At 72.2% G+C, this 17,278-nt stretch carries 14 protein-coding genes; 4 read left to right on the forward strand and 10 right to left on the reverse strand.

The window, feature by feature from the left end:
- Positions 1 to 2: 2 nt before the first annotated feature.
- The 10 genes from A8W25_RS22615 to A8W25_RS34085 all read right to left on the reverse strand — a co-directional run bounded on the left by A8W25_RS22615 (position 3) and on the right by A8W25_RS34085 (position 10,293).
- A complete protein-coding gene (locus A8W25_RS22615; RefSeq protein WP_067164400.1) occupies positions 3 to 1,361 on the reverse strand; it encodes a class I adenylate-forming enzyme family protein in 1,359 nt (452 codons plus the stop codon).
- The gene (locus A8W25_RS22620) at positions 1,358 to 2,116 is read right to left on the reverse strand and encodes a 3-oxoacyl-ACP synthase (protein WP_079126311.1); all 759 of its coding nucleotides are present in this window, start codon (positions 2,114 to 2,116) and stop codon (positions 1,358 to 1,360) included. Before A8W25_RS22620 ends, A8W25_RS22615 begins: the two co-directional genes overlap by 4 nt.
- Positions 2,116 to 3,258, reverse strand: coding sequence for a beta-ketoacyl synthase N-terminal-like domain-containing protein (locus tag A8W25_RS22625; RefSeq protein ID WP_067164402.1), 1,143 nt, complete (start codon positions 3,256 to 3,258; stop codon positions 2,116 to 2,118). The genes A8W25_RS22620 and A8W25_RS22625 overlap by 1 nt, the downstream gene beginning before the upstream one ends.
- Entirely contained in the window at positions 3,255 to 3,518 is a 264-nt protein-coding gene (locus A8W25_RS22630) for an acyl carrier protein (protein WP_067164404.1), read from the reverse strand. The genes A8W25_RS22625 and A8W25_RS22630 overlap by 4 nt, the downstream gene beginning before the upstream one ends.
- 2 nt (positions 3,519 to 3,520) lie before the next feature.
- Complete coding sequence (locus tag A8W25_RS22635) at positions 3,521 to 4,756, reverse strand: aspartate aminotransferase family protein (RefSeq protein WP_199831810.1); 1,236 nt, start codon at positions 4,754 to 4,756, stop codon at positions 3,521 to 3,523.
- A gap of 73 nt (positions 4,757 to 4,829) precedes the next feature.
- Positions 4,830 to 6,569, reverse strand: coding sequence for an N-acyl-D-amino-acid deacylase family protein (locus A8W25_RS22640; protein ID WP_067164406.1), 1,740 nt, complete (start codon positions 6,567 to 6,569; stop codon positions 4,830 to 4,832).
- Positions 6,562 to 7,506 (reverse strand): FkbM family methyltransferase, encoded by a 945-nt coding sequence (locus A8W25_RS22645; RefSeq protein WP_079126312.1) that lies wholly within the window; start codon positions 7,504 to 7,506, stop codon positions 6,562 to 6,564. The genes A8W25_RS22640 and A8W25_RS22645 overlap by 8 nt, the downstream gene beginning before the upstream one ends.
- Entirely contained in the window at positions 7,503 to 8,555 is a 1,053-nt protein-coding gene (gmd, locus tag A8W25_RS22650; RefSeq protein WP_067164407.1) for a GDP-mannose 4,6-dehydratase, read from the reverse strand. The genes A8W25_RS22645 and gmd overlap by 4 nt, the downstream gene beginning before the upstream one ends.
- A 46-nt stretch (positions 8,556 to 8,601) precedes the next feature.
- Positions 8,602 to 9,141, reverse strand: a complete 540-nt coding sequence (locus tag A8W25_RS22655; RefSeq protein ID WP_158942656.1) for a hypothetical protein — start codon at positions 9,139 to 9,141, stop codon at positions 8,602 to 8,604.
- Positions 9,142 to 9,324: 183 nt separating this feature from the next.
- On the reverse strand, positions 9,325 to 10,293 hold the full coding sequence (locus A8W25_RS34085) for a ParB/RepB/Spo0J family partition protein (protein WP_158942658.1): 969 nt from the start codon (positions 10,291 to 10,293) through the stop codon (positions 9,325 to 9,327).
- A gap of 439 nt (positions 10,294 to 10,732) precedes the next feature.
- On the opposite strand from A8W25_RS34085, the gene A8W25_RS22665 reads away from it, so the two are divergent.
- The 4 genes from A8W25_RS22665 to A8W25_RS22680 form a co-directional block, all read left to right on the forward strand.
- Complete coding sequence (locus A8W25_RS22665; RefSeq protein WP_067164411.1) at positions 10,733 to 11,968, forward strand: 4-hydroxybenzoate 3-monooxygenase; 1,236 nt, start codon at positions 10,733 to 10,735, stop codon at positions 11,966 to 11,968.
- Between the two features lie 121 nt (positions 11,969 to 12,089).
- On the forward strand, positions 12,090 to 13,772 hold the full coding sequence (locus tag A8W25_RS22670; RefSeq protein ID WP_067164413.1) for a tetratricopeptide repeat protein: 1,683 nt from the start codon (positions 12,090 to 12,092) through the stop codon (positions 13,770 to 13,772).
- Positions 13,769 to 16,474: a CHAT domain-containing protein gene (locus tag A8W25_RS22675; protein ID WP_158942660.1), complete on the forward strand. Its 2,706-nt coding sequence runs from the start codon at positions 13,769 to 13,771 to the stop codon at positions 16,472 to 16,474. The genes A8W25_RS22670 and A8W25_RS22675 overlap by 4 nt, the downstream gene beginning before the upstream one ends.
- Positions 16,475 to 16,557: 83 nt before the next feature.
- Positions 16,558 to 17,278, forward strand: a 721-nt coding sequence (locus A8W25_RS22680) for a hypothetical protein (protein ID WP_158942662.1), incomplete at its 3' end; no start/stop codon positions are given.

Consider the following 17,278-nt stretch of genomic DNA (forward strand, 5'->3'; position numbering starts at 1 on the left):
CGTCAGGCGCCGTCCTCGATCAGCAGACCGCGGCGGATCTTGCCGCTGCCCGTGCGGGGCAGTCGGTCGACCCGGCGGATCACGGACGGGACCTTCACCGTCATCAGGAGTTCGCCCGCCCGGCGCCGTAGCGCCGCCGCGTCGAACTCCTCGGCGCTGGCCTCGACGAAGGCCCACACCTGGTTCTCGCCCGAGGGCCCCGGCCGCCCGACCACGGCGCAGTCGCCGACGCCGGGCAGGGCCCGCAGGACGGTTTCCACCTCCAGGGGGGAGACCTTGTTCCCGCCGATGTTGATGACGAGGTCGCTGCGGCCGGTGAGCCGCAGCCCGCCGTCGTCGAGCACCCCCAGGTCGCCGGTGGCGACCCAGCCCTCGCCGTCGGCGAGCGGCACCGGCCGCCCCTCCTCCATCCGTACGGGGGACAGGCCCGGGAAGCACGCGAGGACCGGCCCCGGCTCGTCCCCGCCCGCCTTGAGCTTGACGCCGGGCAGCGGGTGTCCGACGCTGCCGCCGCCTCCGGCCGGGTGGAGGGTGAGCTGGCCGAGTTCGGAGTTCCCGTAGTGGTCGTACACGGCGATGTCCGCGTCCTGCCAGGCGCTGACCGCCTGGGCCGGGAGAGCCTCGCCCGCGCTGACACAGCGCTTCCAGGAGCCCGCGCGCGCCACCCCGCCCCGGCCCCACCAGTCCAGCATCAGGGGGACGGTCTGCAGGACGGTCGGGCGGTGGCGTTCGACCAGGGCCGCGGCCCGCGCCGGGGTGAGCGGCCCGGACGGTATGAGCTGGCAGGCCCCGGCCGACAAGGCGGCCAGGGTGCCCGCCTCGATCGCGTAACTGTGGCCGAGCGGGCTGGTGGTGAGCACCACGTCGTCGGCGTCGATACCGAGCCCCCGCGCGAAGCCGGCCGAGTTGTGCAGGGTGCCGGACCACTCGCGGGAGATCACCTTGGGGCGGCCGCCGGTGCCTGAGCTGGTGACCGCGAAGGCCGGCTCGCCCGTGCCGATCCCGGGCGGCCGCAGCCGGGTCACGCCGACGGCGTCCATACCGAGCTCGGCGCCGAAGTCGGCCAGCGCGGCCGAGCGCTCCGCCTCGCCCGCGCGCTCCTGGAGGACGAGCACGGCGGCGTGCAGCGAGGTCGCGGCGGCGAAGGCGACCACCGAGTCCAGCGACGCCGTCAGCACGACAGCGGTCCGGGTGCCCGGACCGACTCCCGCGGTCCGCAACTCCCGTACCCGGTCGGTGACTTCGCGCTCCAGCTCCGCGTACGTCACCGAGCGCCGCTGGTCCACGAGGGCCGGGCGGTCGCCCCGCCCGGCGCGGCGGTGCCCCGCGAGGACGTCCAGCAGTGTGTCGTCCACGGTCATCCCTCCTTGTGGGCGGTGCAGCGGTAGCCGTGCCGCCGCCCCGCCGCCACCACGGTCGTCGTGGTGGGTGCGCCGTCGTCGGTGAGTGAGGCGGCCAGCTCGGCCAGGGGGGCGGTCGCGCGGAGGTCGGCCGCCCGCTCCGGCGGGGGCGGGCACGTCCGCACGGGGTCGAGCCGGGCGAGGACGCGGGCACCCCGCCCACGGGCCCGCGCGGCCGTCTCCAGGACCACGAACGCCGCCCAGCCGGTCACCGGGTCGACGCCCTGGGCCCGCGCGGCGGCCGGGCTGAGCATCTCGTACGCGCCGCACAGCACCGGGCCCTCGTCCGCGAGGCGGAGTCTGCGCTGTGCGAGGGCCAGGGCCTGGAGGCCCGCGCCCGGTCCAAGGACGGTGGCGCAGTAGCCGCGCAGCTCGTGGCGCAGACAGATCAGGGACGTCACGCCGTGCGCGTTGAAGTACAGGAAGGACTCGGGTGCCAGCGACGAGCGGGCGCCCGCGTCGAGCCGGGCGCGCATGGTCTCGGCCACGTGCCCCGCCCCGTACACCGAGCCGATGACACAGGCGGTCCCGCCCGGGTCCGCGCCGCCCGCGCCGGCGAGTGCGTGGCCCGCCAGCTCCGCGATGCGCTCGGGCAGTTCCCGGGTCCACTTGTTGACGTCCCGCCGCCCTTCGGCGCCCGCCGCGTGCGCGTCCCACAGCTCCGCCGTGTCGACCTCGCCCGAGGCCACGGCGGTGATCACGACCTGGTCGTCCATCAGGGCCTCCGGAAGACGAGTGCGGTGTTCATCCCGCCCAGACCGCAGGACACGCTCAGCGCGGTCCGCAGGCCGGGCACCTGCCGTGGGCCGTCCTCCAGGACGAGGTCGAGGTCGGCGCAGATCGGGTCGACCGGCTCGGCGCCCCAGGTCGGGGTGACCGCGCCGTGCACCAGCGACAGCACACAGGCCATGGCCTCGACGGCGCCCGCGCCGCCCTGGAGGTGCCACAGGACGCCCTTGACGCTGTTGACCGGGATCGAGGCCAGCCGGGGACCGAACACCGCGCGCAGCGCCTCGATCTCGGCGGTGTCGCCGCGCCGGGTGCCCGGTCCGTGGGTGTTGACGAAGTCGATGTCGTCGGGGGAGAGGCCCGCGTCGGCCAGGGCGAGCCGTACGGCCAGCTCGATGCCGTCGGCTCCGGGGGCGGCGAGGTGGCCGGTGGCGTTGGTGAGCCCGCAGCCGGCCAGCACGGCCAGCGGCGCGGCGGCGCCCGGCCCGGCGTCGTCGAGCGGTTCGAGGCGGAGCACCGCGGCGCCCTCGGACACGCCGATGCCCCGCCGTTCGGTGCTGAAGGGCCGGCAGCCCTCCGGGCCGAGCGTGCGCAGTGAGTTCAGTCCGAGGAAGGCCATGTCCGTGACCGCGTCGGCGCCGCCCACCACGGCCGCGGGCGTCTCTCCGAGCGCCACCAGGTCGCGGGCGACCGCGATGGCTGCCGCGCCCGAGGCGGAGGCGTTGGTGATGGTCAGGGCCTCGCCGCCGAGTCCCGTCCGCTCCGCGCAGGCCCCGGCCAGGTCGCCGGTGAAGTGCCCGGGCAGGGGCGGGACCACCCCGGGGTCGGTGGTGCCGAGGACGAGGGCGACACGCTCGCGGTCAACGCCGTCAACACCGTCGACGCCTTCGACGGCTTCCCGTACGGCGGTCTCCGCGAGGTCGAGGGCCCGCCAGACGCCGTCCCCGCCGGTGTGCCCGGGCACCCGGCCCGCCGCCCCGAGGGTGGCCCCGGCGGTGTCGAAGTCGGTGAGGGGCGGGTGGTGCGCCTTCCCGGTGGCCAGTGCCTCCCACAGTGCGGACACACCCACCCCGCCCGGGCCGCACACGCCGAGACCGGTGACCGCGACCGCGGCGCGTGTGGCGCTCATCGGTGCTCTCCCCGGGTCAGCGCGGTGGCGAGCGAGCTGATGCTCGCCGATTCGAGTACGGCGTCGTCCGGCAGCGCCACGCCCAGTTCCTGCTCCAACTTGCCCACCACCGAGATGAGTTGCACCGAGTCGACTCCGGCGGGCGCCAGCGGCTCGGTGTCGCTGAGCCACGGCAGGCTCGGCTCCTCCTGCAACTGGTGGGCGAGTTCGGCCCGTACACGGGCCCGCATCGCCTGCTGGATCGCCTGCTGGGTGTCCATGCTCACGCCACCTTCGCCGCGGCGCGGAACGCCTCGTCGCAGGCCGCCAGGGTGTGGTCGAGGTCGGCGTCGGTGGTGGCGGCGCAGATGAACCAGTGGTGGGTGGGGTGCAGCAGCACGCCCCGGCGGGTGGTGTGCGTGAAGAACGTGTCCTGCGTCAGCCGCGCGCGGGCCGGGTCGGGGTGGGAGAAGGTGAGGAACGGCATCTGCGGCACCCCGCGCACCTGGGCCGGGACGCCGTGGCGGCGTATGAGCTCGCCGAGGCCCGTCTGGAGCCGGACACCCAGGCGGCGTACGTGCTCCAGGGCGGTCCCGTCGGCCAGTCGGTCCATGGTCGCCACCGCCGCGGCCATCGCCACGGTGTTGGAGTAGAAGGTGGAGGAGATATGGGTCCGGCCGACCATCGCCATCACATCGGCCCGGCCGGTCAGCGCCGACACCGCCCAGCCGTTCGCCATCGCCTTGCTGAAGGTGGCCAGGTCGGCCCGGACGCCGAACAGCTCCTGCGCTCCGCCCAGGGCCACCCGGAACCCGGAGCGCATCTCGTCGAAGACCACCAGCGCCCCGTGCTCGTGCGCCAGGTCGACCGCGCCCTGGAGGAAACCCGGCTCCGGGCTGTCGAGTTCGAACGGCATGAGCAGCAGACAGGCCACCTCGCCCGGGTGCGCGCGGAAGACCTCGCGCAGGCTGTCCAGGTCGTTGTACCGGAAGGTGTCGACCTGGGTGCGCACGGTGTCGGGGATACCGCCGGGGCGCTGGGCGGCCCAGTCGTGCCAGCCGTTGTACCCCCAGCGCACCACACGGTCGCGCTCGGTGTACGCACGGGCGAGGCGGACCGCCGCGCTGGTGGCGTCCGAGCCCGTCTTGAGCAGGAACACCCGCTCGGCGCCCGGGACGATCTGCACCAGCCGCTCGGCCAGCTCGATCTGGGTGCGCTTGCGGAGCGTGATCGAGAAGCCCTCCTCGATCTCGCGCAGAGCGGCCTCGGTGACCACCGGGTCGGCGTGCCCGAGGATGATCGTGCCGTACGCCAGGATGTAGTCCAGGTACTCGTTGCCGTCGGCGTCCCAGATGCGGGCGCCCCTGGCCCGCTCGCCGTAGACGGGGTAGGCGCCGTCCACCAGCCGGTCCCGCTCGATCACGTAGTCCTTCTCGGACAGCGTCGCGTCCACGAGGCGGCCGCGGGCGAGCAACTTCATGGAATTGTCGAGCCGGAGCGCTTCGGAAACGTCGGTCACGGCATGGTCCCCTCTGTAGCTTGACTTCCCTGGTTGTCCGCCTGGCCGGCCGCTGCGGCACGGGGCCGGGCGCTCACCGCGCGGTCCTGGCCGTGCGGGTGCCGCGGACGAGCTTGCCGGGCAGTGCGCCGGTCGCCTGGCCGTCGCGGAAGGTGATCTCGCCCGCGACCACCGTCGCCGCGTAGCCGTCGGCCTTCTGGACGAGCCGTCCGCCGCCCGCGGGAAGGTCGTGGACGAACTCGGGGGAGCGCAGGCTCAGCCGGTCCAGGTCGATGACGTTGACGTCGGCCCGGTAGCCGGGGCGCAGCAGCCCCCGGTCCCGCAGCCCGTACAGCCGCGCGGGCTCGAAGGTCTGCTTCCTGACGACGTACTCCAGCGGGAGCCGCGCTCCCCGGCTGCGGTCGCGGGCCCAGTGCGTCAGCATCGATGTGGGTGTGCTGGCGTCGCAGATGAGCCGGCAGTGCGCGCCGGCGTCGCTGAGTCCGAGGACCGCCTGGGGGTGCAGCAGCATCTCGCGGATCGGGTCGAGGGTGTATTCGGTGTACCCGAGCAGCGGCCGGAAGATCATGCCGCTGGTGTCCTCGGAGGTGAGGAAGTCGTAGATCAGCGCTTCCGGGTTCTGGCCGGTGCGCGCGGCCAGGGCGTGGAAGGACCGGTCGGCGGCGGGCTCGTAGTCCGGCGCGGTCGCGTCCATCGGGAAGTGCCGCTCGTAGCCCTGCGGGAACAGCGCGGAGCGGGGGTCGGCGTTCTCCGGCTGCTCGGCGAGGATCCGCTCGCGCAGCGCGCTGTCGCGCATCGCCACCCGGCGCTCATGCGCGGGCAGATGGGCGATTTTCTTGTAGGAGGGACGTTTGTGGAAGGGGTGGGTGGAGTCCAGGCTGATGATGACGCTGAAGGGGCGCCCGGCCACCTGCGGGTGCAGATCGGCGCCGTCCGCCACCGCGTCCTCGGCGATCTGCAGCAACTCCCGCCAGCCGTCGGGGTCGTTGTCGTTCTGGAAGAGCCCGAAGGTGACCGGGCGCCCGACCGCGGCCGAAAGGCGCCGCATCCACTTGATCTCGCCGAGCGGGTCGTCGACCTTCTCGCCGCCCGCTCCCAGCGGCACCAGTTGGAACACCCCCGTCCCGGCCTCGCCGAGCACCCCGCCGAGCGCGAACAGCTCGTCCTCGGCGGCGAAGGTGCCGGGCACGGGGGCGCCGGTGATGGCGAGATGGGTGAGGGTGCGCGAGGTGGAGAAGCCGATGGCGCCCGCGTCCAGCCCCTCACGGACCAGTGCGCACATCCGGTGCAGGTCGTCCTCGGTCGGCGGCTCGTTGTCGGCGCCCCGCTCGCCCATCACATACGCGCGCAGCGCGCCGTGCGGGACCTGCGTGGCCACGTCGAGCACCCGCGGTACGCGCTCCACCGCGTCGAGGTACTCGGGGAAGGTCTCCCACTCCCAGGTGATGCCCTCGGAGAGCGAGGCGCCGGGGATGTCCTCGACACCCTCCATCAGGCCGATCAGCCACTCGTGGCGGTCGGGCCGGGCGGGGGCGAAACCCACCCCGCAGTTGCCCATGACCACCGAGGTGACCCCGTGCCAGCTGCTCGGGGTGAGCTGGGGGTCCCAGCTGACCTGCCCGTCGAAGTGGGTGTGGATGTCGACGAAGCCGGGGGTGACGAGGTGGCCCTCGGCGTCGATCTCGGTGCGGCCCCGGTCGGTGACCCGCCCGACCCTGGTGATCACACCGTGGTCCACGGCGACGTCGGCGACGCGTGCGGGGATGCCGGAGCCGTCGCACACGGAGCCGTTGCGGATGATCAGGTCATGCATGGTGATGCGGACTCCTCGTGTCGGGTGAGTGCCACAGGCCCGCCGGTGCGAAGAGCAGGTTCTGGTACTCGTAGTGCTTCTGCGGCCGGTGGGGCACCGGCGTTCCGCCGCGCAGCTCCCACGGCTCGTACTCCGCGGCCGTCAGCGTGTCGACCAGCTCCCGGCTGGTCGGCGCGCCGGCCACGTCGAGGTCGCCCACCTCAAGAGAGATCACCGGCCGCTGCCCGCTGAGCAGTTCGCGCATGCCGGTCAGGACGTGCGCCTCCGCGCTCTCGGTGTCGATCTTCACGAAGTCGACGTCGAGGCCCTCGTCGCGTACGTAGTCGTCCAGGCTGAGCGCCTGGACGGTGAAGGGCTCGCAGGGGATGCGCGCCCGGACGGCGTCGGGCAGCCGTGCCTCGAAGGCGGAGTTGTAGGCGCTGTAGCCGAGGCCGTGGTCGAAGAAGACGAGTTCCTCCTTCTTGGACCAGGCCGCCGCGGCCACCACCGAGGCGTTGGGCAGCCGGGCGGCGTTGCTCCGCAGCACCGAGAGTGTCGAGGGGGTCGGCTCGAAAGCCGTCACCGTGCCTTGGGGGCCGACCAGTTCGCTCGCCCACATCGTGTAGTAGCCGATGTGGGCGCCGACGTCGAGCACGGTCGCCCCGGGGCGCAGATGCGAGAGGAGGAAGGCGGTCAGGTCGTAGTCCACGAAGCCGTACCGGTGCAGGGAGATGGACACTTCTTCGGGGAGCGCGATGGACATCTCCCGGCCCCAGAAGGTCCTCGCGGTGGACGGTGTGCCCTCGCCGCGGTGGCGTCGTGCGCGCAGTGCGCGGGTGGTGGGGTAGGTGGTCCTGACCGGGTGGCGCAGGCGCTGGGCGAGTCCGCGGACACCGGACGTGCGGGAGCGCCGGTCGAGTGCGGTCCGCCAGGCGGTGCGGTCGGGGGGTGGGGTCACAGACGGCTCCGAGTCTGCTCGTGGTGGGCCCGGGAATCGGCGAAGGGGAGGACGTTGACCGGTTCTCGGCCGTCGGCCCCGAGCCGGGCGAGCTCGGCGTCCACCATGATCTGGGCCAGGCGCTGCACCGAGGTGTGCGCGGTCCAGCCCAGTGCCGTACGCGCCTTGGAGGCGTCGCCGATCAGCGCGTCCACCTCGGTGGGGCGCAGATACGCCTCGTCGTGGCGCACATGGCTCTGCCAGTCGAGGCCGACATGGGAGAAGCAGTGCTCCGCGAACTCCCGCACAGTGGAGCCGACTCCGGTGGCCAGGACGTAGTCGTCCGGCTCGTCGCGCTGGAGCATGCGCCACATGCCCTCGACGTACTCGGGGGCGTATCCCCAGTCGCGGACGGCGTCGATGTTGCCGAGGTAGAGGTGTTTCTCCAGCCCGTTCCTGATGCGCGCCGCCGCCCGGGCGATCTTGCGGGTCACGAAGGTCTCGCCGCGCCGGGGCGACTCGTGGTTGAAGAGGATCCCGTTGACGGCGAACAGACCGTACGCCTCACGGTAGTTGCGCGTCATCCAGTAGCTGTACACCTTGGCGGCGCCGTACGGGCTGCGCGGGTGGAAGGCGGTGTGCTCGTCCTGCGGCGGCGGGGTGGCCCCGAACATCTCCGAGGAGGAGGCCTGGTAGTAGCGGATGTCCCGCTCGGTCATGAGGATGGCTTCGAGCAGACGGGTGGTGCCGATCCCGGTGATGTTGCCGGTGTTCTCCGGCTCGTCGAAGCTCACCCGCACATGGGACTGGGCGGCCAGGTGGTACACCTCGTCCGGCCGGATACGGGCCAGCAGGGTCACCAGCCGGCTCGCGTCGCTGACGTCGCCGTAGTGCAGGATCAGCCGCCGTCCGGCGTCGTGCGGGTCGCGGTAGATGTGGTCGAGCCGACGGGTGTTGAACGTGGAGCTGCGGCGGACTATGCCGTGGACTTCGTACCCCTTGTCCAACAGGAGGTCGGCGAGATAGGAGCCGTCCTGTCCGGTGATTCCGGTGATCAGCGCGCGCTTCACGCCGGCGCGTTCCGGAGCGGGGACGCGTTTCCGTGACTCATGTGCATCAACCGTCCTTTTCCAGAGCTTCCGGAGACCGGCGGGATTCCAGCGGAACGAACCGGGGATTGAACCGTTCGTGTACGTACACCCGGCCCGCGCCCCCGCAGTCGATGATGTATTCCTTGCTGACGCACGCGGGAGAAGCGCCGCCGAGCGGCCAGGTGTCGCGTGAGACGGCGATCGGTTCGCGTTTCAGCGCCAGCCCCACCTTCTTGAGATAGGGACCCAGGAGTTCGTCGGGCGGGGGGACCAGACGGTCGCTCTCGCGCCCGGCGATGACGACCCGGTTCACACTGATGACTTCTTTGTCGGGGGTGAGGATCCTGGTCTGCCGGTCGACCACCAGGGCGTCGGGGGCGGCGCCGAGGATATGGCACCCGATACGCCGGACCTGCGCCGCGGGAACCTGTTGCTGGTGGTCGATCCGTACGCTCAGCCGCTCGCCGACCAGGGCGTCGAGCAGCAGGGTCGTCGATCCGTCCGCGCAGACGAGCATTCTCGTCTGCGGCGGAGCCGAGGAGAATTGATTCAGCCGTTCCGTCATATCACGACCGTTCCACGCCATAAGGCGGACCAGAAAACGTGACGAGTGCTGCTGATTTCTTCGATGATCATGCGCCAAAAGGCTAAGAGCCAAGGAAGTTGAGGGTCAAGCGGTGTTCGACTGCACAAGTCTGTGCAGTCGAACACCTGGAACACCCAGGAAAGGACAGGGCCGGTCCCGGTCCTACCGTTGCTCGAGTTTCGTCGCGAACTCCTCGAGATGGGCCATGCATACGCGCATGGCGCGCGCCGCGATCGCGGAGCAGTGCTCGGGAACGCTGTTCACTATGACGGACTGGTTCTTGCTGATGGCCGCGGTCAGCCGCAGCCACTGCACCAGCATGCGGCCCGTGTCGGTGTGCCGCACGGACGGGTCGCGGGCCAGGAGTTCCAGGTGGCGCAGCTGTTCCGGGCCGGAGCCCGATCCGTCCACCGGGGAGAGGGCCGGCCGCTGCCGCGCCCGGGGGTCCGGGGAACCGTGCTGGAGCGTGGCGCGCCGTCGTACGTCCTGGGCGGTCGAGGGGGAGATGTTGGCCGCTCGGGCTATCTCCCGCAGGGAGGCGTGGGGGTTCTCCTGGAGGTACGCTTCGGCAATCCTCCGGTTCTCCTTGGGGTTCACGGGCCGGGCGCGACCGTCGACTCCGATGCGCGCCTCGCCGGACCTGGTGGGGGGAAGTCGCTGGCGAATACCGGCGACGGTCTGCTGGGCGAGACCGGTGAACTTGGCCAGCGCCCGGTCGGACATCGTCGGAAAGGCCGTGATGATCCTCTCCGCGGCGGCTCTGCGGTCCTCCCGGGTGAGGGGAAGGCCGTGCTGCGTATTCGACTGGACGGCGAACAGGAACGCCTCGCTGTCGCTTCCGGTGAAGTAGCGGGCCCGGATGGTGGTGTCGCCGCGCTCGGCCCGGGCCCGCAGCCGGTGCATTCCGTCGATCACGCGCAGGGACTGCTGGTGCACGATGATCGGTTGCGGTTCGTCGTCCAGCTCCGCGATGAGCCGCACGTGCTCCTTGCTCTCGCCGTTCAGACGAGGCGAATCGGCGGGAAGCAGCGATTCTATGGGCAGGGAGACGCAGTGCTCACTGATGTACCGCTGGAGCGGAAGGAAGTGGTCGGCGCGGTCCTCGTTCGCTAAGTCAGGAACTGTCGACATGATCCCCCATGCGATGGTGATGACGGTGGTGGTGTCATTTCGGCCATGGCCGGCGTGGGTGGTCGCCTTCCGGCGTGGTGGGACCGGGTGCCTTCGCACCGGTGCTTGCCCCGCCCGCGGGGGCGACCCGTGGAGGCAGTGGAGACCACTGAGCTCCCCTTTCGCATCGGTGAGTACTACATTCAACTTTCCCGAGGGCGTAGAGGAGGCGCAAGTTCCGATTCGGACAGTCCTGATCATCAGGGCAACCGGATTCTTTTCGGCCGATGGTGCGGACCAGTACGCGTCCGGCCAAGCCGTTCGCCCATGGACAACTGGACGGGTGCCGGGGGAAGTTAATCTCTTGCCCGACGCGCTCTCGCCCGACGCGTTCCTGCCCGGCGCGCGAGACTCACCCGGTGGCGGAGCACGGCCTCCGTTCGACTCGAAGGGACGAGCCATGCCCCACACCCCCACCCGGACCGCGGTCGGCATAGTCGGCGCGGGCCCGGCCGGTCTGATGCTCTCGCATCTGCTCGCCCGCGCGGGGATCGACTCGGTGGTGGTCGACCACCGCACCCGCGCCGAGATCGAGGGCACCAGCCGCGCGGGCATCCTGGAGGCCGACAGCGCCCGGCTGCTGACCGACACCGGGGTGTCCGACCGGGTGCACCGCGAGGGCCGCCCGCACGACGGCATCGAGCTGCGGTTCGGCGGCGAGAGCCACCGTGTGGACTTCCGGGCACTGGTGGGGGAGAGCGTATGGCTCTATCCGCAGACCGATGTGTTCATCGACCTCGCCGACGCCCGCGCACGCGACGGAGGAGATGTGCGCTTCGGCGTCTCGGACACCCAGGTGGTCGACCTGACCGGCGAGCGCCCCGGAATCCTGTACAGCGACGCCGACGGTGTGGCGCGGGAGATACGCTGCGACATCCTGGTCGGCGCCGACGGGTCGCGCGGGGTGTGCCGGTCGGCGGTGCCCGAGGCCGAGCGCACCCACTTCTTCCGTGAGTACCCGTACGCCTGGTTCGGCGTCCTCGTCGAGGCCCCGCCCAGCGCCCCCGAGCTCGTCTACACCCACTCCGAGCGCGGTTTCGCCCTGATCAGCCAGCGTACGGAGTCCGTACAGCGCATGTACTTCCAGTGCGACCCCGACGAGGACCCGGCGCTCTGGCCGGACGACCGGATCTGGGCGGAACTGCAGGAACGGGTGCGCGGCTCGGACGGTTTCACCCTCAAGGAGGGCCCGGTCACGGACCGTTCGGTGCTGCGCTTCCGCAGCTTCGTGTGCGAGCCCATGCGCTACGGCAGCATGCTCCTGGCCGGCGACGCCGCCCACACCGTCCCGCCCACCGGCGCCAAGGGCCTCAACCTGGCGCTCGCCGATGTGCGGTTGCTCGCCGAGGCCCTGGAGCAGGCCCTGACCAAGGGCGACCGCGGCGCCCTCGACGCCTACGGCCCCCGTGCCCTGCACCGCGTCTGGCGCGCCCAGCACTTCTCGTACTGGATGACGACGATGCTGCACCGCGCCCCCGGCGCCACCGACTTCGACGTACGCCGCCAGCTCGGCGAACTGGCGGCGGTGGTCGACTCCACGGCGGGCTCGACGTATCTCGCGGAGGCGTACACGGGCTGGAGCGAAGGCCGCCGGGCCGGCCGGTCCGAGCGCCGGGTGCAGGATGCGTGGCAATAGCAAGAACCGGTCGGCACAAACCTGTTGGGGGAATTAGCATCCACCTCGACGAGCACGGCCGCGACCGGACGACGACCTCGTGTGTGTACCGGACGCGTCGGCGACTTCGACGGGGGACTGGATGCTGTTCGAAACGATCGGCCGGGAGTGGGCCGCCGAGACCCCTCCCTGGCGCGGTGTGCTGAGCCGGGAGCAGGCGCGGTGGATCGACGCCGCACTCGCCGCGACTGCCGAGGAACTGGCCGCGCTGACGCGCGACGTCGGGTCGGACGGTCTCTCGGTCTTCCTCCCGGCGCTGCTCGAACGGGGCCGGTCGGCCTTACGGGCCGGGGAGCGGGACACCGAGGCGACCGGACGGGCGCTGATCGCGCTGGACTTCATGGCCGGGGAGGGCCGGGCGGCCGGCCACTTCCTCGTCGGCTTCGCGCTCCGGTTCCACTCGGCGGACGCGGAGCGGCACTTCCGGCTCGCCAGGCACGGCTACCGGGATGCCGGGGCGGCCCTGCGCGAGAACCTCTCGGCGGTGGCGGCCGAAGCGAGCAAACTGGACCTCCTGTTCAGCGCCGCACCCACCACCGGTGTCACCCTCGCCCACGGCGGGATCGCCGCGCTCGACCGGAGCTGCGCGGAGCGGCTCACGAGCTCGCTCGACCACTTCTTCGCGATGCTCCGCACGGTCCACGATCTGATCGAGAACCCCTCCGCGGCCGGGACGGAGCTGCCGGAAGCGGCGACGGACGAGGACATCTCCCTCCTGCTGGGCGCCCTGGCCGCGACCGCACGGCGCCGGCCCGCCGCGGCGGCCCCGCTCGCCCGCTCGATCGACGAACTCCGCCGGCGCGAGGGCAAACCGTCCCACGCCGCGGACGGCCTCGTCGGCGCCCTGGAGGAGGCCCGCGACTGGGAGGCCGCCCTGGTGGTCCTGCGCGACCTCCTCGACCACGGCGACCGGCGCCCGGCGACGGTCAGGGCGCTGGCCCGGACGCTGGCGGAGGTGGGCCGCTGGAGCGAGGCCAGGGCGCTGCTCCTGGAGCACCTCGGGGACCCGCCGGGGAAGGACGACGTCGGGACACTGACCTGCCTGGTCATGCTGGGCATACGGGAACGGGACCCCGCGTGCGGGCAGTGGGCGGCGACACTGCGCTCGCTCGAACCCGAACATCCCGTGGAGACCCTGGCGCCGCCCTCGATGACGCGCGCGAACGAGGCGCCGAGGCCGACGCTCCTGGCACGCTACGACAACGGCTCCCTGACCCTCGACCCGCGCCTCGCCGCGCTCGGGCGGCAGGAGACGCAGGCCCACATGATGGCGGCGGTCATCATCGGCCAGGGCGACGGATCGGGCCCGCTGCGCGCCGACGTCGAGGCGAAGGACCCGGAGCTGTACGCACGCGTCCTGGAGCTCCTTCCCGCCCCCGAGCCGCAGTCGACCCCCGCGCGGGAACGCTTCGCCCAGGCCGAGGACCTCTTCCAGCAGCGCCGCTACCGCGAGGCCGTCGCCGCTTACCGCGCCGCGATCGAGCTGGACCCCGACCTCACCCTCGCCTATCTGGGCCTCGGGGACGCCTACTACATGCTGGGCGAGTACCACATGGCGGCCGCACAGTTCACCGAGTCGATCGCCATCGAGCCGACGCCGCAGGCGTACCGCTTCCTGGGCGACGCCATCCAGCGCACCAGCCGCGACCTGGCCCTCGCCCGGCAGTGCTACGAGCAGGCCCTCGCCCTGGACCCCGAGTACGGCGGGGCGCGCATGGCGCTCGAACAGGTGCGGACCGCACAGGCAGCGCGGTGGCGCCGGTGACCGGGAGCGAGCGGCCCACGGGCGAGGAGGCGCTCCGGTCCCTGTGGGGGCCGCCGGTGTCGGCGTGGCGGCCCGCGGACCAACGCGTCGACGCAGACAGTGTCCGCACGACGGGCTCGCTGGGCGACGCACTGTTGGCCAAGTGCCGTGAGAATCCGGACCACGACGGGTTCTTCGACCGTGTGGAGGACGAGACCGCCCTCTCCGCCTGGCTCGCCGACCCGATCCCGCCCCGGCTCGAACTGCTGATCTGGGCCACCAACGCGCTGGCGTACACGTACCGCGTGAAGGACCGGGACGTCGGCAGGGCCCGCTACTGGACCGCCGTCGAGATGCGGCTCGCCCGGGCCTTCCCCGCCGACTACACGCCCGCGGACAGCGTCATGGGATACGGCAGGGACAAACGCATCGCCGTGGCGCTCATGGGCATGGCCGACAACGAGGAACTCGAAGGGGCCATCGCCCACGCCCACGACCTGCTCCTTGAGGCGGAACGCCGACTGGACGCCGAGGACGCGCTGCGTGAGCGGCTCTCGATCGCCGAACGACCGCTGGTGGAGCGGCTGTTGTCGGTCACCGGCGACCGACGCGACCTGTACGGCCGCCTCGCCGGGACCGCCCGGCAGCTCGGAGACCCGGGCGCCGCGCAGCGCTACTGGAACCTCAGCCACAAGGGCGGTGCGATCGATCGCGAAGAAGACGTGCCGATCGCCGGAGTGGAGATCGACGCGTTGATCCAGCGCGGCAGGTTCCACCTGTCCCGCGAGGAACCGGACCGGGCCCTCTCGTACTTCCAGCGGGCCGTGGACATCGCGAACACGGAGACCCTGGCCCAGGGTGCGGCCGAGAACGCCGGTTACGCCTACCGCGCGATGGCGGACGCCCACCGCTCCCTCGGGAACGCCCGCAGCGCTCTCGCCCTCCTCGACCGGGCGGCCCGGCTCATCGAGGGCAAGGTCAACGCCATGCGCCTCGCCGGTATCCATATGAGCAGGGCACGCGTATTCCGCGACCGCCCCGATCTGGGTGACGCGTTGGAGCAGTATCTGCGGTCGCTGGAATACTGCGGCGTCCCGGCCGGGCCCGGCGACGAGGACACCTGGGAGGCGGCGGACGGCAAGCTCCTGCGCATCGCGGCCGCCGACCGGGCCTGGCCGATCCTGCGTGAAGTGGCCGATTATCTGGAGCAGAGCCGGCGGCCCGGAGAAGCGGAACGGTTCCTGCGGCTGGCGACAACCGTGGTCGAGCGGGTCCGCTACGGCGCGTTCGACGAAAAGTCGCGCATGGCCGTGCAGAACGACCGCGCGGACGCGTACGTCTCCCTCGCCCGCGTGCAGTTGCGGCTCGCGGCCGCATCCCTGGAAGAGCGTTCCACCCTGGTCGACGAGGCGTGGCGGACCGTGGAGACCCTCCGGGCACGGAGCTTCCTCGACGTGCTGGGCGACGCCGAACTGACGGTGCCGCGCGAGGTGCCCGCCCAACTGGTCCGGTCCGAAGCGGCGCTCCTGGACAGGCGGCGGCTGCTGCGCGCTCTCCCCGCCAGGGATTCCGGCTTCTGGCCCGAATTCCGCGCTGTGGAAGAGGAACTGGCGGCGACCTGGAACGCCATGGCGTCCACCACCCCGGCCGCCCGGGAATACGTGAACGTCCGCCAGGCCCGCCCGACGCCCCACTCGGCGATGTCGTCCATGCTCGCCGGGCAGTCCGCCGGGCAGGAGCCGGACGCGTCGAGCAGTCGCGCCGTGGTGGTCAACCTGCTCTTCCTCGACGACGACCGGCTCGCCTTCCTCGCCGTGGGCGGCGGCGACGAGCACGTCCGGGTCGCCGTGGCACGCGTCGACCGCAAGCGCCTCACCCGCTTCGTCGCGGCCAACTTCGGGTCCGCGTCGCGCGTGTACGAACTCGCCGTGGACCTGGAGGACCTCTTCCACCACGAGATGGCGGGCGTGGTCGCCCCGCTCGCCGACCTCTGCGACCCCGGGGACACCGTCGTCATCTGTCCCACCGGGCCGCTGCACCACGTCCCGCTCGGCGCGGTGCGCTGCGGACCGGACGTGCTCCTGGCCCGCAACCCCCTGGCCGTCACCCCCAGTGCCTCGCTGCTGCACTCCCGGCGCCTGGCCGCACGCGAGCGCGCCCGGAGCGCGCACGCGGTGTTCGGCGACCCGACGGGCGACCTCCCCCACGCCCGCCTGGAAGCCGAGGAGTTGGGGGAGCTGTGGGGTGTGCCCGCGCATTTCGGTACGGCGGCCACCGGGGACGCCGTGCTGGAGGCGCTCGGCTCGGCGGGCACCGTGCACATGGCCGCGCACGCCAGGTTCTCCGCCCCGGACCCGCTGGCCTCGGGCCTGGTCATGGCCGACCGGGTGCTGAGCGCACGCGAGATCCTGCGCGCCCGGGCGCCCGCGCTGGATCTGGTCACCCTGTCGGCGTGCGAGACCGGCGTCTACCACGCCGACGCGTCCGAGGACGTCATGGGCCTGACCAGGGCACTGCTCTTCGCGGGCGCCGGATCCGTACTGGTCAGCCTGTGGACCGTGGCGGACAGCTCGACGCGACGGCTGATGACGGGGTTCTACGCCGAGCTGCGGCGCGGAACCGCCAAGGCGGAGGCCCTGCGCCGAGCGGCGCTGGCGGCCCGCGCCGAGGACGCCAGGTTCGATCAATGGGCGGGCTTCGTCCTGATGGGGGCGTGGGCGTGACCCCGCCGCCGGACGAGCCGATCGCGGCCGACGGACCACCTGTCAGACCTCAGAACGATCCGTACGGGAAGGGAACGCGGCACATGGACGACGGTTTCGCGGTGGTGGCCGAAGGCGCGCTCGAAGTGGACGAGCAGGAGGCCGACCGGGCCGGATTCCTCACCGCCGAGGAGCGGGAGCTGACCCTGAGGGGCCACGGCAACAGGGTCGGGATCGCCGTACGGGAGCCCGAGCCGGTACCGACCTCGGACCCCGGACCGGGGCGGGTCGCCTATGACGTCGGGCTGATGCTGATCGTGCACGCCCACCCGGAGTGCCGGTTCGTCTGGTCGCGGCTCGTCGTGGACCTGACGGCGACGCCGGGCGCGGTCATCGAGGACATGGCGCCGAGCGAGGTCGAGGAGACGCCGGTCGAAGTGGAGACGACGGTCGGCGCGGGGCTGACGTTCTCCACCGCGGTCGTGCCGGTCGACGTGGAGCTGCGCCCCGAGCTGACCCGTCGGCGCACGGTCCACTTCCCGACACTCACCGCGTCCGGGACGGGCTTCCACAAGGCGTACTGGGACTTCCAGGCCACGGGGGACAGCTATCTGCACACCAACCGCGAGCTGCGGCTGCTGATCAGCGCCCCGGCCGGAGCCGCCGTGACGGCGTCCTTCCAGGTCCGGGCGCGGCTGCGGCTGCGCGGCGCGGGCAACCTCGTCGCCTTCCGGGCGAAGAAGGGGAGCCTGGACGCCAGGATCACGCTGGTTCCCGCCCGTGAGGGGGAAGGGGCGGGAACCAGCGTGATCCTGGCGTCCAGGC

The sequence above is a fragment of the Streptomyces sp. ERV7 genome, from assembly GCF_001653515.1.
In the GTDB taxonomy this organism is placed as follows: domain Bacteria; phylum Actinomycetota; class Actinomycetes; order Streptomycetales; family Streptomycetaceae; genus Streptomyces.

Coding starts and splice junctions, on each gene's coding strand:
- A8W25_RS22615 (WP_067164400.1), bottom strand. CDS start 1,361: ATGACCGTGGACGACACACTGCTGGACGTCCTCGCGGGGCACCGCCGC.
- A8W25_RS22620 (WP_079126311.1), bottom strand. CDS start 2,116: ATGGACGACCAGGTCGTGATCACCGCCGTGGCCTCGGGCGAGGTCGAC.
- A8W25_RS22625 (WP_067164402.1), bottom strand. CDS start 3,258: ATGAGCGCCACACGCGCCGCGGTCGCGGTCACCGGTCTCGGCGTGTGC.
- A8W25_RS22630 (WP_067164404.1), bottom strand. CDS start 3,518: ATGGACACCCAGCAGGCGATCCAGCAGGCGATGCGGGCCCGTGTACGG.
- A8W25_RS22640 (WP_067164406.1), bottom strand. CDS start 6,569: ATGCATGACCTGATCATCCGCAACGGCTCCGTGTGCGACGGCTCCGGC.
- A8W25_RS22655 (WP_158942656.1), bottom strand. CDS start 9,141: ATGACGGAACGGCTGAATCAATTCTCCTCGGCTCCGCCGCAGACGAGA.
- A8W25_RS34085 (WP_158942658.1), bottom strand. CDS start 10,293: ATGTCGACAGTTCCTGACTTAGCGAACGAGGACCGCGCCGACCACTTC.
- A8W25_RS22665 (WP_067164411.1), top strand. CDS start 10,733: ATGCCCCACACCCCCACCCGGACCGCGGTCGGCATAGTCGGCGCGGGC.
- A8W25_RS22670 (WP_067164413.1), top strand. CDS start 12,090: ATGCTGTTCGAAACGATCGGCCGGGAGTGGGCCGCCGAGACCCCTCCC.